Source organism: Pseudomonas sp. PDM26, assembly GCF_019219185.1.
Taxonomy (GTDB): domain Bacteria; phylum Pseudomonadota; class Gammaproteobacteria; order Pseudomonadales; family Pseudomonadaceae; genus Aquipseudomonas.
Map to the genome: position 1 here is coordinate 76395 of NZ_JAHUWC010000015.1, position 16071 is coordinate 92465.

Here is a 16071-nt window from a genome sequence, read left to right on the forward strand (position 1 = left end):
AGTGTCAGATTCAGATTCAGGTTCAAGTGCGGTGTCAGGTTCAAGCCAGCATGTACACGTTGCGCAGGGTTTCGCGGACGTCGCATTCACCCGTCCATCCGGCCGGGAACAGCACCAGGGTGTTGGGGCGTACCTCGATCACTTCGCCGTTGTCGTTGCGGTAAGTCGCGTGTCCGGCAATGAAATGGCACAGCTCGTCCCGGGGAATCGACAGCCGCCAGCGCCCGGGGGTGCACACCCACAGCCCGGTTTCCGGGCTGTTGTCCGGGCCCTTGAACAGCAAGCGGCCGCTGGAATGCGAGACGCCTTCGACGGCGTCGCTCTGCACGCCCCAGTCCACCAGGTCGGTGCGGCTACTGACGGCTTCGAGGTACGGCGTGATACCCGCCGTGGTGGATGAGTCAGGCATCGTTGAGCACCTTGTCGAGAATCGCGGCCGCGTCTTGCGGCCCCTTGCGTGATTGCATCTGCGTGCTGGTGCGCTGCAGGCGTTGGCGCATCGCCTCATCGTTGAGGCACGCGTGGAGTTTTTCCGCGAGCTGTTCTTCGCTCCATTCGTAGCGATCGAGCTTGAAGCCGTGGCCGCTTTCTTCGGCGCGCATGGCGTTGTCGTGGCCGTCCCAGACGTAGGACATGACGATCGCCGGTTTGCCGAAGAACAGGCACTCGGTGAAGCTGTTATTGCCGCCGTGGTGGATCACCGCGTCGACCTGGGCAATCACCGAAGGCTGCGGGAACCAGTTGGAAATCTGCACGTTGTCCGGCAGGTCGGTGTATTCGTCGAGGTGCTCGCCGACATTGAACAGCGCCCGGTAAGGCAGCTTGCCCACCGCCTCGATCAGGCGCTTGAGCAGCTCGACATCGCCGGAACCGAGGCTGCCGAAACTGGCGTACAGCAGCGGCTTGTCGTTGTGGGCGCGGAACGGCGCAATCTCGTACGGCGTGTCGTGGCGCACGCAACCTTGCAGGTAATGGAAACGCTCGGCCGGCAACGGATGGCGGCGGTCGAACTTGACCGCATCCGGGTACAACAACAGGTTCATGAACGGCGAGGCTTCAAAGAAGGTCCCCAGCGGATACGGCTGTTCGCCATGGGCCTGGAGGAACTGGTTGAAGTCGTCGTGGATCGGCCCGACCACTTCTTCGAAACGCTGGCGGAATTGCGCGTGGCCGGCCTTGTCGTCGATGCTCATGCCCGACAGGTGCGGCGGGATATCCGGGTCTTCGATCTCGTTTTCCGAGCAGGAAATGATCCGCACCCACGGCTTGCCGTATTGCTTGATCGCCGGGAACAGGATCACGTTGTCGACGCAGATCAGGTCGGGCTTGACCTTGTCCAGCACAGCCGGCAAGTCCTTTTGCGCCCACTTGGCGGTTTCGACGATGGCCGCCCAGCATTCCTTGACGTAGTTGTCGATCTGCTCCAGCGGTGACTTGCGGAAGTTCGGAATGTGGCCGTTGATGAAATCCACCCAGTAGCGGGCCATCTCTTCGGCCGGCATCGGCGCCGACATGTTGACCATGTGCTCTTCAAAACCATAACCGGCGTAAACACCGCTCATGCCCGGGTCGGTGAGGAACACCGCTTTGTGCCCCAGGGCTTCACACGCCTGGGCGATACCGACTGAGTTCAGCGCCGGGCCGTAGGCGGCTTCGGGGAAGAATGCGATCACTTTCTGTTTCATCGAGTGCTGCTCCTGCCTGGTCTTTTTATTGTTCAGCGCGTCAATACGCGGGCATGCCGGGCCTGCCAGCCCAGCCGGATGGTCGTGTCGATTGCAAAATCGGCGAATTCGAACTGTGAGGACGGCACGCGCACGATCAGCGGTTTGTCGCTGAGGGGGGTCTGCACGTGCAGGTTGGTGTCGAGACCGTGGTAGGCGACTTCGACGATCTTGCCGCTGACCTGATTGGCGCAATCGCCGCCCTGCTCCGTCAGCACTTGCAGGCGTTCGGGGCGCACCACCACGGCGACAGATTGGCCGGTCACCAGCGGCGCGTCGGTTTCGACGCTCAGCTCCTGGCCGTTGACCCGCACCGAGTGCTGGCCCGAGCGCATGCCTTCGAGCAGGTTGCTGACGCCGATGAAGTTGGCGACAAAACGGCTGTTGGGGTTTTCGTAGAGTTCGGTCGGGCTGCCGCACTGGCACACCTTGCCGCCGTCGAGCACGGCCATGCGGTCGGACATCACCAGGGCTTCTTCCTGGTCGTGGGTGACGATGATGAACGTGATGCCGCTCTCGTGTTGCAGGCGCTTGAGTTCCAGCTGCATCTTTTCCCGCAGCTTTTTGTCGAGGGCGCCCAAGGGCTCGTCGAGCAACAGCACCCGCGGACGCTTGACCAGTGCCCGGGCCAATGCCACCCGCTGACGCTGGCCACCGGAAAGCTGATCGGGCTTGCGTTCGGCCAGCTCACCCAGTTGCGCGGTGCTCAGCACTTCATCGACCCGGCGACGGATTTCGCTTTCCGGCAGACGCTCCATTTCCAGGCCGTAGGCAATGTTCTTGCGTACGGTCATGTTGGGAAACAGCGCGTAGGACTGGAACATCAGGTTCAGCGGACGCTTGTTGGCCGGCAGCGGCGAAATGTCATTGCCGTCCAGGTAGATGCAGCCACCGCTGGGGGTCTCGAAACCGGCGAGCATGCGCAGCAGCGTGGTCTTGCCGCAGCCGGACGGCCCGAGCAGCGCGAAGAACTCGTTCTCGCGGATGCTCAGCGACACCTCGTTGACCGCCAGGCCGTTGCCATAAGACTTGCTGACCTTGTCCAGGATCAGTACCGCAGATGAATTATTCATGGGTGCGAGGAGCCTTGTTGAGACGCTGCGAAGCCAGCAGCGCGGTGATGCTGACCAGCATCACCAGCGTCGCCAGAGCGTTGATTTCCGGGGTGACGCCGAAGCGGATCATGGCGTAGATCTGCATGGGCAATGTGGTGGACGCCTGGCCGGAACCGGAGTTGAAAAAGGCGATGATGAATTCGTCCACCGACAGGGTGAACGACAGCAAGCCGCCCGCCAGCACGCCGGGAAAGATCACCGGCAACAGCACCCGACGGAACGTGGTGAACCAGCTCGCACCGAGGTCGATCGAGGCTTCGAGGATCGAATAGTCGAAGTGCTTGAGCCGCGTGCGCACCACCGCGCAGACGAAAGCGATGTTGAACACCGCGTGGCTGATGATGATCGAGTGCAGCCCCAGGCCGACCTTGAGCAGGTTGAAAAAACTCAGCAGCGCAATCGCCAGCACGATGTCGGGAATGATCATCGGTGCCATCAGCAAGGTGTCGACCACCTGGCCTTTGTGGTTGTCCTTGCGGCGCAACTCAATGCCCAGCGCCAGGAACGTACCGAGCACGCAGGCAATGAAGGTCGCCGACAACGCCACGACCAGCGTATTGAGCGCCGCGGACAGAATCGCCGTGTTGTGCGCCAGTGCCGCGTACCACTTCAGCGATACGCCGCCCCAGGCGGTGGGCAAGCCAGACTTGTTGAACGACAACAGGATCAGCACCAGGATCGGTATATAAAGGAAGGCGTACACCAACCCCAAGTGCGAACCCAGCACGGTGCCGCTGACAGAACGAGACTGACTCATGAGCGCGCCCCTTCTGCACGACGGGCCACCAGGGCCTGGATGAACAGCAGGACCAACATGATCGCGATCAGGAAGAAACTCAGCGCGGCGCCGAACGGCCAGTCCCGCGCCGTGAGGAATTGCGAATAGATCAGGTTGCCGACCATCTGCACCTGCTTGCCGCCCAGCAGGTCGGCGGTAATGAAGTTGCCAATGCTCAGCACGAAGACAAACACCGCGCCCGCCGCGATGCCCGGCACGCTCAGCGGCAGGATGATCCGCCGGAAGGTCATCCAGCCCGAGGCGCCGAGGTCTTTCGAGGCGTCCCACAGTTCGTTGTTGATCCGCGACAGCGACGAGAAAATCGCCAGGATCACAAAGGGGATGTAGTTGTAGACCAACCCCAATACCACCGAGGCTTCGGTGTACAGCAAGCTGATGGGTTCGCCGCTGTAGCCGAGCATTTGCAGCAAGCGGTTGATCAGGCCTTCGCGGTTGAGCAGGACGATCCAGGCGTAGGTGCGGATCAGGTAATTGCTCCAGAACGGCAGCATCACCAGAAACAGATACGCCGCCTGACGCCGCCGTGGCGCCCGGGCAATCGCATAAGCCGCCGGGTAGCCGATCAACACCGCGAACACCGTGGCCAGTCCGGCGATTTTCGCCGACTTGAGCAGGATGCCGAGGTACAGCGGATCGAACGCACGCTGGTAGTTTTCCCAGGTGAACAACCAGTCGATGCCACCATAGGCACCGCGTTCGACGAAGCTGTAGACCAGCACCAGCAGGCACGGAATCACCAGGAACATCAGCAGCCAGCCGAAGCCGGGCGCAAGAAGCCAGGCCGACAGACGCCTGTCAGCGTGCAAAGCACTCATTAACCCTATCCTCCCGCCTCAGGACAGAGGCGGCTTGCGAGCGTGGCGAGGCATGCCGGGCATGCCTCGGATCGACGTGGCGTCAGTTCTGCGCCGCCATGATTTCGGTGACGGCGCGGGTGTAGGCCTTTTGCGTGGTACCGCCCAGGTCGCGCAATTGCTCCATTTTCAGCAGTTCCGCGGGGGCGATGGTCAGGTTGGGGTATTGCTTGAGCAGGTCTGCGGACAACCCGGCCATGGCCGCCTGGTTGGGGACTTTGTAGAGGATGTTTTCAGCGACCCAGGCGTGGTTGTCCTTGGCCAGCATGAAGTTGATGAACTTGAAAGCTTCGTCCTGGTGCTTCGAATTCTTGAGCACCACCATGGTGTCCACCCACAGATCGGAACCTTCCTTGGGCACCACGAACCTGATCGCCGCGTTGGCCTGGGTGCCGTAGTTGCACCAGCCGTCCCAGGCGTGGGCCATCAGCGATTCACCGGAGGCCAGCTTGGAATAGAAGGTGGTGTCGTCGAAGGAGAGAATGCGTTTCTTGGTGGCGATCAACTGGTCGCGAACAGCGGCGATTTGCGCAGGGTCGCTGTCGTTGACCGACCAGCCCTTGGCGAGGAAACCGGCACCGAGCATCCAGCGATCGGTGGCGAGCATCGTCACCTTGCCCTTGAGGGCATCGCTCGGATTGAGCAGCTCGTTCCAGCTCTGTGGCGCCGGCGTCACCTTGTCGGAGCGATAGCAGATGCCCGTGGTACCCCAGGTGTAAGGCACGGAGAACCGGTTGCCCTGGTCATATTCCAGGTGAGTGGCTTCGGGGTAGAGGTTTTTCAGGTTGGGGACCTTGACCGGATCGATGTCCGCCAGCAGCCCCTGCTTGCGCAGGACTTCGGCGAAAGGCGAAGAGACGAACACCACGTCATAACCTTCACCACCGGACGCCATCAGCTTGCCCATGATTTCTTCGTTGGTGGCGTGCAGCGCCTTGTCGACGTCCACACCGCTGGCAGCCTTGAACTTCTCCAGCGCATCCGGGGCCATGTAGCCGTCCCAGATGGAAATCACCATGTCTTTCGCACTTGCAGCCTGTGAAGCGATCGCCAGGGAAACGGCCAACCCCACGCACAGAAGATCATTCAGCTTGCTCATAAATACTCACCCGACGATTGTTTATTGTTGTGTTCGAAGGCAGTACGGCAAAACGAGAAACGATTGCTGGTGTTTTTTTTTAGAAATTAGGACCAGTATCAAAAGATGTCAACGCTTTTTTCCGGCTCTTCGCAGATAGCGGAATATCTGTAGGAGCAGCCTGCGGCAGCTCCTACAGGGGAAGGCGTACACCGCCAGGGTGTTACACCCTGACCATTGAGCGACGCATGGCATAAGATGAGCACCTGATTCGCCTGCGACCGAACCGAGATAAGACGCTTGAGCACAACAGCCGAAAAAAAACCGCGCACCAATCACCTGGAACTGGCCCGGCGCATCCTCGAGCACACTCAGGAAAGCGGCCTGGTGGCTGGCGACCCGGTGGCCGAACAGGCCCTGGCCCGGACCTTCCAGGTCTCGCGCACGCTGATTCGCGGCGCACTGAAAGTGCTGTTGGAAGAAAACCTGCTGAGTCATGAAGCCGGCAAGGGCTACCGATTGCTGGCATCGCCGACAGGCCATGCGTTCAACGCCGCCCTGCCCCAGGCCGAGGAAGAAGAACTGGCCGCCTCAGTGCTGCGTGACCGTATGGCCGGGCGCCTGGGCGACAGCATCAGCATCAGCGAACTGATGCGCCGCTACGACATCGGCCGGCCGGCGGCACAAAAGGCCTTGCAGCAATTGAGCGAAAGCCAGGCCATCGAGCGCGGCCCCGGCCAGTCCTGGCTGTTTCGCCCGTCGCTCAACAGCCTGGCCGCCCTTGAAGAAAGCCTGAAATTCCGCCTGATTCTCGAACCCGAAGCCTTGCTCAGCCCGAGCTTCAATGCCGACCCGCAACGCCTTGCCCTGCTGCGCAGCGCCATGCAAAGCCTGCTCTCGAGCCCCGTGGAAGACTTCGACATCCAGCAGTTTCGCGAACTGGACATCAGCTTCCACGAACTGCTGGCCCAGAGCTGCGGCAATCGTTTCATCAGCGACGCCCTGCTCCAGCATCAGGGCCTGCGCCGCTTGCCGAACCTGCTGCCATCGGTGAGCGTGCACCGCCTGCAGGAAGCCCTGCGCGAACACCTGCAAATCATCGCGCAGATCGAACGCGGGCAGATGGAGATCGCCGCCGACCTGCTGCGCCTGCACCTGCGCCTGAGCGCCGCGCAGCGCCCGCAGACCGCCAACCGTGGCATCCCGCAGAGTCATCTGTTCGGGCGTCGTTAACCGGCTCGTAAAAAAATGATGATTTTTTTTTAAAAATAAGACAGCATCAAAAACACCTTCAGGAGCGGCGGGTCTGACCCGCCATGGACAGTCCCTCGCCATGCAAAAACAAAAACTGATCGCCCTGTTTCCGGAAGCCAGTTTCGGCGCGGCCCTGAACTGCATTGGTATCGCTCAGTCGCTGCGCGAGCTGGGCGCCAGGCCGGTGTTCATCTGCCATGAGCATTTCCAGGGGTTGTTCGCCGAATACGGTTTCGACGAGTACCCGATTCCGCAAGCGAGCCCGTTGTCGGCGGCGGAACACCAGCACTACTGGGAACGTTTCATCGAGCGCAGCATTCCCTACTTCGACCAGACCCCGCTGGCACAGATCGACAGCTACGTGGCACCGGCCTGGGAAGCGATCATCGACACCGCCATCGAAGCGGAGAAACCCTTGCAGCAGTTGCTCGGCCGCCTCAAGCCCGACGTGATCGTGCTCGACAACGTGGTGATGTTCCCGGCCATCGCCAATGCCGGTTGCCCGTGGGTGCGAGTGGTGTCCTGCGCTGAAACCGAACTGCCGGATGCGGCCATTCCGCCCTACCTGTCCGGGTGCCTGGCCAGTGACACCCAGGCCTGCGAGCGTTACACCGAGCAGTACCTCAAGGCCGTCGCACCGGCTCATGAACGTTTTTTGCAGTTTCTTCTGAGCAACCATACGGCGCCGTGCCCAGCGGGGCAGTTCCTCACTGACTCCCCATGGCTGAACCTGCTGCTGTCCCCGACGCCAGTGCGCTATGAACGCCAGCAACCGCTCGATCCGCAGCGCTACGTCTACCTCGACGGTTGCGTACGACGGGAAGCGCCGTACATCGTGCCGGACTTTCCACGGCACAACGACGCGCCGCTGATCTACCTCAGCTTCGGCAGCCTCGGTGCCGCCGACACCGGGATGATGAAGCGCCTGATCAGCACAATCGAAACCTTGCCGTACCGCTTCCTGGTCAACGTCGGCGCCTACCGCGACATGTACACCACCGTGCCGGACAACGTGTACCTCGACAGCTGGTTTGCCCAGCCGGCGGTGCTCAAGGAATGCGATGCGTTCATCCATCACGGTGGCAACAACAGCTTCTGCGAAGCGCTGTATTTCGGGCTGCCGTCGCTGATCATCCCCTATTGCTGGGACGGCCACGACAACGCCGCCCGCGCCGAAGAAGTCGGTGTCGGCCGCTACCTGCCGCGCTTTGCCGATCCCGTGGCCGCCCTGCCCACCGCCCTCGAACAGCTGCTGGCCGACCAAGCGATGAAACAACGCCTCAAATCGTTCAGCGAGCGCATGCAAGCGACCCGCGGCACCGACATTGCCGCGCGCGCCATTCTTGAGCTGCCAGACCTCTAGCCAAAACAACAAAAACCGTCGGACAACCGAACGCAATCGTCGCTACCCGACACACCGCCGGAGTTTCAGCATGAATGCCCCACCGCATCTCGATGCGCTCGACCACGCCCTGCCCCATCCCTTCTGGCAGGACACCGTCACCCCGCCGCCTGCCGCACCCTCCGTCACCGGCACAGTGCAGTTCGACCTGGCGGTGGTCGGCGGTGGCTTTACCGGATTATGGACGGCGCTGCTGGCGCGCCAGCGCAACCCTGGGCTGAGCATCGCGATCATCGAGGCGCGACGCTGCGGCGGTGAGGCCAGCGGGCGCAACGGCGGTTTCTGCGCGCCGAGCATCTCCCATGGGGTGTCCAACGCGCTCAAGCGTTGGCCGGATGAAGCAGAGCAACTGATCCGCCTCGGCCGGCAGAACCTCGATGAACTGGCCGCCGACCTGCAGCGCTTTGGCATGCACGTCGAGTTCGAGCGCCAGGGCAAACTCAGCGTCGCCAGCCAGCCGTGGCAGGTCGACGGGCTGCGCTCGATGCAGCGCAACTATGCGCGGTTCGGTATCGAGTGCGAGTGGCTGGAAGGCCGCGATCTGACACAGAAACTTGATTCACCGGCGTATGTGGCCGGCCTGTTCGAGCCCAATTACGCCCTGCTCAACCCGGCGAAAATGGCCGCTGAACTACGCCGCGTGTGCCTTGAGCAAGGCATTCAACTGTTCGAAAACAGCCCGGTCCTAAAACTGGATGCGGACAAAGACAATTTGCGCCTGCGTACAGTAAGCGGCGAAGTGATCGCCGGGCAGATCGCCCTCGCCACCAACATCGCCCCGCCGTTGCTCGGCCATCTGGCATCGAGCGTGATCCCGGTCTACGACTACAGCCTGGTCAGCGAACCCTTGAGCGATGCACAGCTGCAAGCCATCGGCTGGACCGGCCGCTACGGCATCGCCGACGCCGGCAACCAGTTCCACTACCTGCGCAAGACCGCCGACAACCGCATTCTCTGGGCCGGCTTTGATGCCATCTACCATTTCGGCGGACGCCGCGACGAGGCACTGACCCAGCGCCCGCAAAGCTTCCAGCGCCTGGCCGAACAATTTCAACAGACTTTTCCGGCCCTGGGCGATGTGCGTTTCAGCCATGCCTGGGGCGGCATCATCGACACCTCCGCGCGCACCACGATGTTCACCGGTTGCGAGCACCAGGGCCGCGTCACCTATGCCTTGGGCTTCACCGGGCAAGGGGTATCCGCCAGCCGTTTCGCTGCACTGAACATGCTCGACCTGCTGGCCGGCGAGCGCACCGAACGCACCGAGCTGCTGATGACCTCCAAGGCGCCGTTCCGCTTTCCCCCCGAACCCTTGCGTTATGCCGGCGTGAAACTGGCCCAACGCTCACTGGCGCGCGAAGACCGCGACGGTCACCGCGACTGGCTGCTCAAGACCTTCGATGCCTTTGGCATCGGCTTCGATTCCTGATCCGGGAGACCACCATGTCCACAGCCCTGCCCCGGCATGTCCTCGACTTCGCCAGCGAGCTTGCCCCCCGTGAAACTGAAATCAACGACCCAGCCGTGGTCGACGCACCTTATCGCAGCAAGAGTTGGCGGCACTTTGTGGCACCCGGGAAAAACGCCGTGGCCGGCATCTGGGAGGCCGGACCGCACCGGGAGCGCTGCCAGTGTGATTACGATGAGCTGTGCCACATTCTGCAAGGCACGGTGCGTCTGACCGATGCCGAGGGCGTCGCGCGCACGTTCGGCCCCGGTGATTCGTTCGTGGTCGCCAGCGGGTTCAATGGCACCTGGGAAAACCTCACCCCGGTGCGCAAGGTCTACTTCATCCTCGGCTAACGTACCTGATTACGCCCGTTGCGCTTGGCCTGATACAGCGCATCGTCGGCACGGGTCAGCAGGCTCTCCGGCGTGTCACCGGGTTGAACATAAGCCACACCGAACGACGCGGTGATGGTGTCCAGCACCGTGTCGGTGCCTCGGGCCTTGACCCGCAGCGCCTGGACTTTCAGGCGCAGGCGTTCGGCAAAGGCAGCGGCGACCGCCAGATCCGGGCAATCCTTGAGCACGACACAGAATTCTTCACCACCGTAACGCGCAGCAATGGCCTCGGCCGGCAGCGAGTCTCGCAACACCCGGGCGACATGCTGAAGCACGCGGTCACCCAAGGGATGGCCGTACTGGTCGTTGAATTGCTTGAAGTGATCGATATCCAGCATCACCAGCGCCACGCCGGTCGCCGCGTTGCTCATCGCCTGCTCGAACTTGCGGTTGAAGGTAGTGCGGTTGAGCAATTCGGTCAGGCCATCGAGGCTCGCGGCCAATTGGGCGCGCTCCAGCTTGTCCCGCAGGCTTTTGATCTCGTGTTGCGCCGACTGCAACCGGGAGAGGAAGTGTTCCTGCTGACTCTGCATCAGTTGGGTGCTTTGTTGCAGCTGGATCAGGATGCTCGGTAAGCGCTCGTTGGCGGGCTCTTCAAGCATTTGCAGGTATTGGTCGAGGTTGGCCTGGAAATTCTGATTGCCCTTCACGCTGCGCGAAACATCGCGCTCCATGTCGTCGACCAGGTTGATCGCATCCTGTTGCCCGGAACGGGCGTCCGCCAGTTCATCGCGGATGATGTACTCGCGAAACAGTTTGGTGGCCGACTCCGGCGGGAAATAGTCGAAATCGTTGACCATCCGGTCCAGGTGCCGATTGAGTTCCGGCTCCTGGCCTTTGCTGTAGGTGTACCAGAGCGCGTAGTGCACCGGGTTGGGCGCAATGTTGTGACGAACCATCAGCGGCACTGCCTGCTTGAGCAACGCCGCCGCCTCGCGGGAGTCTTCCGGATACTGCGCTAGAACAGTCGCACGCGTGTCTGATTGGCTCATGGTTTCACTGTGGTTGTTATTATTTGGCGATTGGCAAACTCGCTGAGCATAACCATACGCCCGAAAAACGACCATCCCGAATGACACAATCATTTCAACCCGGTACGCCCGAGGTATTGCACCCAGCTTTTTGTGGGAGCGAGCCTGCTCGCGATGGCGGTGGACCAGCCAACGAAGATGTTGAAGCTGATGGCCTCATCGCGAGCAGGCTCGCTCCTACAGGTTTTTTTGGTGCCTGTATCAGCGCGCAGCCCAGGCGTTGAAGCGCTGTTCAAGCTCTTCGCCATGGTCGACCCAGAACTCCGCGTCCACGGCCCGCGCGCCGGCCAGGTTGGCCTCGGCGGTCGGCAGTTGCTCCTGCACGTCCTTGGGCAGCAATGGCAGGGTCTGGCGATGCACCGGCCCGTAGGGGATGGTTTCCGAGAAGACTTTTTGCGTCTGCGGCTGACTGGCAAACGCGATGAAGTTTTCCGCCAATGCCTTGTTCGGCGTGCCTTTGACCACAGCCCAGTATTCCGGGTCGTACAGGCTCTGCGGCCAGACGATACTCAGTTTCATGCCTTCCTTTTGCGCCGAGGCAATCCGCCCGTTGTAGGCCGCGCTCATCACCACGTCGCCTGCCACCAGCCATTGCGCCGGTTGGGCGCCCGCCTCCCACCACTGGATGTTCGGCTTGATCTGGTCGAGTTTGGCAAAGGCCCGCGTCACGCCTTGCGGGGTGTTCAAGACCTTGTACACGTCGTCCGCCTTGACGCCGTCGGCCAGCAGCGCAATTTCCAGGGTGTACTTGGCGCTCTTGCGCAGGCCGCGCTTGCCCGGGAAGTCGGCGACATTCCAGAAGTCCGCCCAGGATTGCGGCGCCTTGGCCTGCTTGCTCTGGTCGAAGGCCATGACCATCGACCAGACGTATGTGGCCACCCCGCACTCGGTCAGTGCACCGGGCACGAAGTTTGCCGAATCACCGAAGCGTCCCGCATCGAGCTTCTCGAACAGGCCCTCCTCGCAGCCGCGCAACAGCTCGGGGCTTTCGACTTCCACCACATCCCAACTGGTGTGGCCGGCGGAGACCATGGCCTTGATCTTCGACAGCTCGCCGCTGTACTCACCGGCGATGATGTTGCCCGCGCCGCTGGCATTAAAGGGCTGGAAATAGGCTTTATCCTGAGCCTGTTTGGTAGCACCACCGAAGGAAATCACGGTGAGGTCCTGGGGGGCCGCCCACACACTGGCACTCAACACCGCCAGGGCAAACGGAACACTGCAACGCAAGGATCTGGACATGGATCGCTTCCTCGGGCCTTGTCGACCCTTTGTTGTCATGGGTGTTCGGATTCACTCAAGTACGCCGCCAGGCGATCCATCAGGCGGTCGCAGGCTGCCATCTGTTCGACGCTGACAAATTCATCGGGTTTGTGTCCCTGGTCCATGCTGCCGGGACCGCAGACCACCGAAGGAATGCCGGCCTGATCGAACAGCCCGCCTTCGGTGCCAAAGGCCACGGTGCTGAACTCGTCACTGCCGCAAAGCCGGGCAATCAGCCGGGCCGCCGCGCTATCGGTAGGTGTCGCAAGGCCGGGATAGGCCGAGATTTCTTCAAAGCGGATACCGGTATCGGTGTCCACGGCCTGCATGGCCGGCAGCAACGTCTGCTCGGCGTAGTCCTGCAGTTCATCGACGACCACTTGCGGGGCGAAGTCCGGCAAGGCGCGGATCTCGAAATCGAAACGGCAGTCCGCTGGCACGATGTTCAGTGCCGTACCGCCCTGGATCACTCCGACCTGCACGGTCGAGAACGCCGGATCAAAGCGCTTGTCGTGCAATGGCGGCCGGGCCAGGGTGGCACCGATGTCGCCCAGCCGACCGATCAGGCGCGCGGCCTGCTCGATGGCATTGACCCCATAAGGCGCGTAGGCGGAATGACAGGCGGCGCCGCGCACATGGCAACGCATCGCCAGTTTGCCCTTGTGGCCGAGCACCGGCTTGAGTTCGGTCGGCTCGCCGATCAGGCACAACGCTGGCGCCGGGATGCGTTGCGGCAGCACTTCCAGCAAGCCGCGCACGCCGAGGCAGCCGACCTCTTCGTCATAGGAAAACGCCAGGTGCACCGGGCGCTTCAAAGGGCTGGCGAGAAACACCGGCACAGCGGCCAGCACCGAAGCCAGATAACCTTTCATGTCCGCTGTGCCGCGCCCATACAGCTTGCCGTCCGCTTCGCTCAGGCAGAACGGCTCGACCGTCCAGGCCCGGCCGTCCACCGGTACCACGTCGGTGTGACCGGACAGCACGATGCCGCCGGCCACACGCGGGCCGACCGTGGCCAACAGATTGGCCTTGGTCCGCTCGGCGTTGTAGATCAGTTCGCAATCCACGCCCAGTTCGTGCAGGTAGTCGCGCACGAACTCGATCAGCGCAAGGTTCGAATCGCGGCTGACCGTGGCGAACCCGATCAGTCGCGCGAGCATGGCGCGGCTGCGCAACTCACTCATCGCCGGGCACTCCATACGCGGGGGCCAGGGTCGGATTGAGGGCGCGGGTCAGGTAGTCCTGCAATTGCGGCTCGTAGGCAATCCACAGTTTGCCCAGCTCGCCAATCGGGTTTTCATCGGCCCAATCCACCCGCAGGTCGACCATCGGCCAGGTCAGGTCACCGACCACCGACAGCGCCGCCGAGTGCACCGCGCCGGCTTCGCCACCGGCATCCTGCCCGGCCTGCAAGGCGTTCATCAGTCGGGTGGCGAGGCAGCCTTCACTGTTTTCGAACGCCGCGACCATCGCCTCGATCACCCCACTGTTGGCCAGCAGATTGCCGGCCGCCACACATTGCTCACCGGCCACAGCGTTGTTGATGCCCAGCGCATGGTTGCCGCTGAACACCGCCGTGCGCCCGTGGGCATCGACCACCGCCACCTGGCGGTATTGGCTGTAGCCGTTGCGGGTCAATGAATGGTCCAGCGCCTGGGGTGGCGCCGAGCCGCCCGCCAGTTCATCGAGGATCTGCGGGCCGAGGGCCGGCAGCGTGATGTTCTGGCTCGATACCGCGCCGACACCGGCCCGCAGCCAGGGGCAGCGCGCGCCGACGGCAATGCTCGAAGAGCTGATGGCAATGCCTAGTTGGCCGGTCTCGGCGCAGCGACCCACGATGGAAAAAGTCATGGCCAATTCCTTATTCAGGGATGACAGCGATCACGTCGATTTCCATCAGCCACTGCGGCTGGCCGAGGGCGCTGACCACCAGGCCAGTGGAGATCGGGAACACACCCTTGAGCCATTTGCCGACTTCCTGGTACACCGGCTCGCGGTAGCGCGGGTCGATCAGGTAAGTGGTGGTCTTGACGATATGGCTCAGATCGCTGCCTGCCTCTTCGAGCAGTTGCTTGACGTTGCGCATGGCCTGCTCGGCCTGGGCGCGCGGATCACCGAGGCCCACCAGTTGACCGTTGAAATCGGTGCCGACCTGACCACGCACATACACGGTGTTGCCGGCACGCACGGCCTGGCACAGGTCGTTGTCCAGCGTCTGATTCGGGTAGGTGTCCTTGGTGTTGAACATGCGGATGCGGGTATGAGTAGGCATTAACGAACTCCCATGAGGCTGGCTTTCTGAATGGGTGCACGGGCGGCGTCGGCTTGACGTTGGGTCGCATCCCGGTAGTTGAGATAGGTGTGCTGTTTAACGATGTGATCGGCGATGTGCTTGGCGTCGTGCCAAACGCCCCAGATAAACGCGGAGCCACGACGGGACTGCCAAGGCAATCCGACGAAATACACGCCTGGCTCGGCCGACACGCCGCGCTGGTGCCGTGGCTTGCCGTTGTCCTTGAAGGCGTCGACCTTCAGCCAGCTGTAATCGGTGGAGTAACCGGTGGCCCAGATGATGGTGGTGACGCCGGCCTTGAGCAGGTCCAGTTCCAGGATTGGATTCGTCACGCAATCCGGGTCCGCCAGCATGGCCCGGGCTTCGGGTTCCAGCGGCAGGTCCAGGCCATTGCGCTCGATATAGGCGTCGGCCTTGTCGAGCAGTGCCAGGTAGTTTTCATCGCCACGCCGGATGTTGTCGGCGAGGTTGTCTTCGAAACTCACCACAGCGCCGTTGAACGATTGAGTCAGGCCGACCAGCGTCATGCCCTGATGGGCCAGCCGGCGGAAGTCCACGGTGTGGCCGCCACGGGCACCGCTCACGGCGATGGTCACGTGCTCCTTGCCCGGTTGCATGGCTTCGGCGTCCCACTCGCCGAGCACCCCCAGCCACCAGCAGAAATCACGGTTGCGATAGGCACGCGGCGGACGGTCGTGGGCGCCGACCGACAGGTAGACCTGTTTGCCGCAGCGTTGCAGCTCATCGGCGATCTGCACGCCAGAGGAACCGGCTCCCACCACCAGCACCGCGCCTTCGGCCAGTTGCTGCGGGTTGTAGTATTGGGCGGAGTGAATCTGGCTGATGCCGGCGATTTCCGGAGCAATCGGCGGAATGGCCGGGCGCTGGAATGGACCGGTGGCGACCACTACGTGGCGGGCCTCGATCACGCCATCTGAGGTTTCAACAGTGAAGCCCGGACGGTCGGCATTGCGTTCGACTTTCTTGACTTCAACGCCCGTGCGGATCGGCGCATTGAACTTGCGGGCGTAGGCTTCGAAGTACTCGGCCACCTGCTCTTTTCCGGCGAAGGCATCCGGGTCCAGACCGTCGAACTCCAGCCCCGGAAAACGGTCGTGCCAGGCCGGACCGTTGGCCACCAGCGAATCCCAGCGGCCGGTGCGCCAGGCTTCGGCGATACGATTGCGCTCCAGCACGAGGTGAGGCACGCCGAGCTTGCTCAGGTGTTCACTCATGGCCACGCCGGCCTGGCCGGCGCCAACTACAAGCGTATCAATTTCGGTCTTGTCAACTGTCATGGCTGTGCACTTCTGAAAGGTGGTTTGATTCAGGTCGGTCATGGCTGCCGCCTCGATTCTGATCACTGTTGTTCTTCTGCTGCGGCTATCGGTGTCAGGGTGTTGGCCGCATTCT

The 16071-nt window shown here is 62.2% G+C and carries 16 protein-coding genes; 4 read left to right on the plus strand and 12 right to left on the minus strand.

Going from position 1 to position 16071, the window contains the following annotated elements:
* Positions 1-40: 40 nt before the first annotated feature.
* From KW849_RS25600 to KW849_RS25625, 6 genes are all read right to left on the minus strand, one after another.
* A complete protein-coding gene (locus tag KW849_RS25600; protein ID WP_218431943.1) occupies positions 41-409 on the minus strand; it encodes a cupin domain-containing protein in 369 nt (122 codons plus the stop codon).
* The gene (locus tag KW849_RS25605) at positions 402-1685 is read right to left on the minus strand and encodes a glycosyltransferase (protein ID WP_218431945.1); all 1284 of its coding nucleotides are present in this window, start codon (positions 1683-1685) and stop codon (positions 402-404) included. The genes KW849_RS25600 and KW849_RS25605 overlap by 8 nt, the downstream gene beginning before the upstream one ends.
* A 32-nt stretch (positions 1686-1717) precedes the next feature.
* The gene (locus KW849_RS25610; RefSeq protein ID WP_218431946.1) at positions 1718-2797 is read right to left on the minus strand and encodes an ABC transporter ATP-binding protein; all 1080 of its coding nucleotides are present in this window, start codon (positions 2795-2797) and stop codon (positions 1718-1720) included.
* Positions 2790-3596 carry an ABC transporter permease gene (locus KW849_RS25615; protein ID WP_218431947.1) on the minus strand — a complete coding sequence of 269 codons (807 nt, stop codon included), beginning with the start codon at positions 3594-3596 and terminating at the stop codon, positions 2790-2792. The genes KW849_RS25610 and KW849_RS25615 overlap by 8 nt, the downstream gene beginning before the upstream one ends.
* Positions 3593-4453: an ABC transporter permease gene (locus KW849_RS25620; protein ID WP_218431948.1), complete on the minus strand. Its 861-nt coding sequence runs from the start codon at positions 4451-4453 to the stop codon at positions 3593-3595. Before KW849_RS25620 ends, KW849_RS25615 begins: the two co-directional genes overlap by 4 nt.
* Before the next feature lie 82 nt (positions 4454-4535).
* On the minus strand, positions 4536-5591 hold the full coding sequence (locus tag KW849_RS25625; protein WP_218431950.1) for a spermidine/putrescine ABC transporter substrate-binding protein: 1056 nt from the start codon (positions 5589-5591) through the stop codon (positions 4536-4538).
* Between the two features lie 279 nt (positions 5592-5870).
* Between KW849_RS25625 and KW849_RS25630 the strand changes: the two genes are divergently transcribed.
* The 4 genes from KW849_RS25630 (at position 5871) to KW849_RS25645 (ending at position 10029) form a co-directional block, all read left to right on the plus strand.
* A complete protein-coding gene (locus tag KW849_RS25630; protein WP_218431952.1) occupies positions 5871-6803 on the plus strand; it encodes a GntR family transcriptional regulator in 933 nt (310 codons plus the stop codon).
* 100 nt (positions 6804-6903) lie between these two features.
* A complete protein-coding gene (locus tag KW849_RS25635) occupies positions 6904-8187 on the plus strand; it encodes a glycosyltransferase (protein ID WP_218431954.1) in 1284 nt (427 codons plus the stop codon).
* Positions 8188-8257: 70 nt separating this feature from the next.
* A complete protein-coding gene (locus KW849_RS25640) occupies positions 8258-9655 on the plus strand; it encodes an FAD-binding oxidoreductase (RefSeq protein WP_218431957.1) in 1398 nt (465 codons plus the stop codon).
* Between the two features lie 14 nt (positions 9656-9669).
* Positions 9670-10029, plus strand: coding sequence for a cupin domain-containing protein (locus tag KW849_RS25645; protein WP_218431959.1), 360 nt, complete (start codon positions 9670-9672; stop codon positions 10027-10029).
* On the opposite strand, the gene KW849_RS25650 is transcribed toward KW849_RS25645, so the two are convergent.
* The 6 genes from KW849_RS25650 to KW849_RS25675 all read right to left on the minus strand — a co-directional run bounded on the left by KW849_RS25650 (position 10026) and on the right by KW849_RS25675 (position 15998).
* On the minus strand, positions 10026-11063 hold the full coding sequence (locus KW849_RS25650; RefSeq protein ID WP_218431961.1) for a GGDEF domain-containing protein: 1038 nt from the start codon (positions 11061-11063) through the stop codon (positions 10026-10028). The genes KW849_RS25645 and KW849_RS25650 overlap by 4 nt on opposite strands.
* A 240-nt stretch (positions 11064-11303) precedes the next feature.
* Complete coding sequence (locus KW849_RS25655; RefSeq protein ID WP_218431963.1) at positions 11304-12344, minus strand: ABC transporter substrate-binding protein; 1041 nt, start codon at positions 12342-12344, stop codon at positions 11304-11306.
* Positions 12345-12379: 35 nt separating this feature from the next.
* Positions 12380-13549 carry an acetylornithine deacetylase gene (gene argE, locus KW849_RS25660; RefSeq protein ID WP_218431965.1) on the minus strand — a complete coding sequence of 390 codons (1170 nt, stop codon included), beginning with the start codon at positions 13547-13549 and terminating at the stop codon, positions 12380-12382.
* Positions 13542-14216, minus strand: a complete 675-nt coding sequence (locus KW849_RS25665) for a DUF1028 domain-containing protein (protein WP_218431967.1) — start codon at positions 14214-14216, stop codon at positions 13542-13544. The genes argE and KW849_RS25665 overlap by 8 nt, the downstream gene beginning before the upstream one ends.
* A 10-nt stretch (positions 14217-14226) precedes the next feature.
* Positions 14227-14637, minus strand: a complete 411-nt coding sequence (locus KW849_RS25670; RefSeq protein WP_003201555.1) for a RidA family protein — start codon at positions 14635-14637, stop codon at positions 14227-14229.
* Entirely contained in the window at positions 14637-15998 is a 1362-nt protein-coding gene (locus KW849_RS25675; RefSeq protein ID WP_218431968.1) for an NAD(P)/FAD-dependent oxidoreductase, read from the minus strand. The genes KW849_RS25670 and KW849_RS25675 overlap by 1 nt, the downstream gene beginning before the upstream one ends.
* Positions 15999-16071 lie beyond the last annotated feature (73 nt).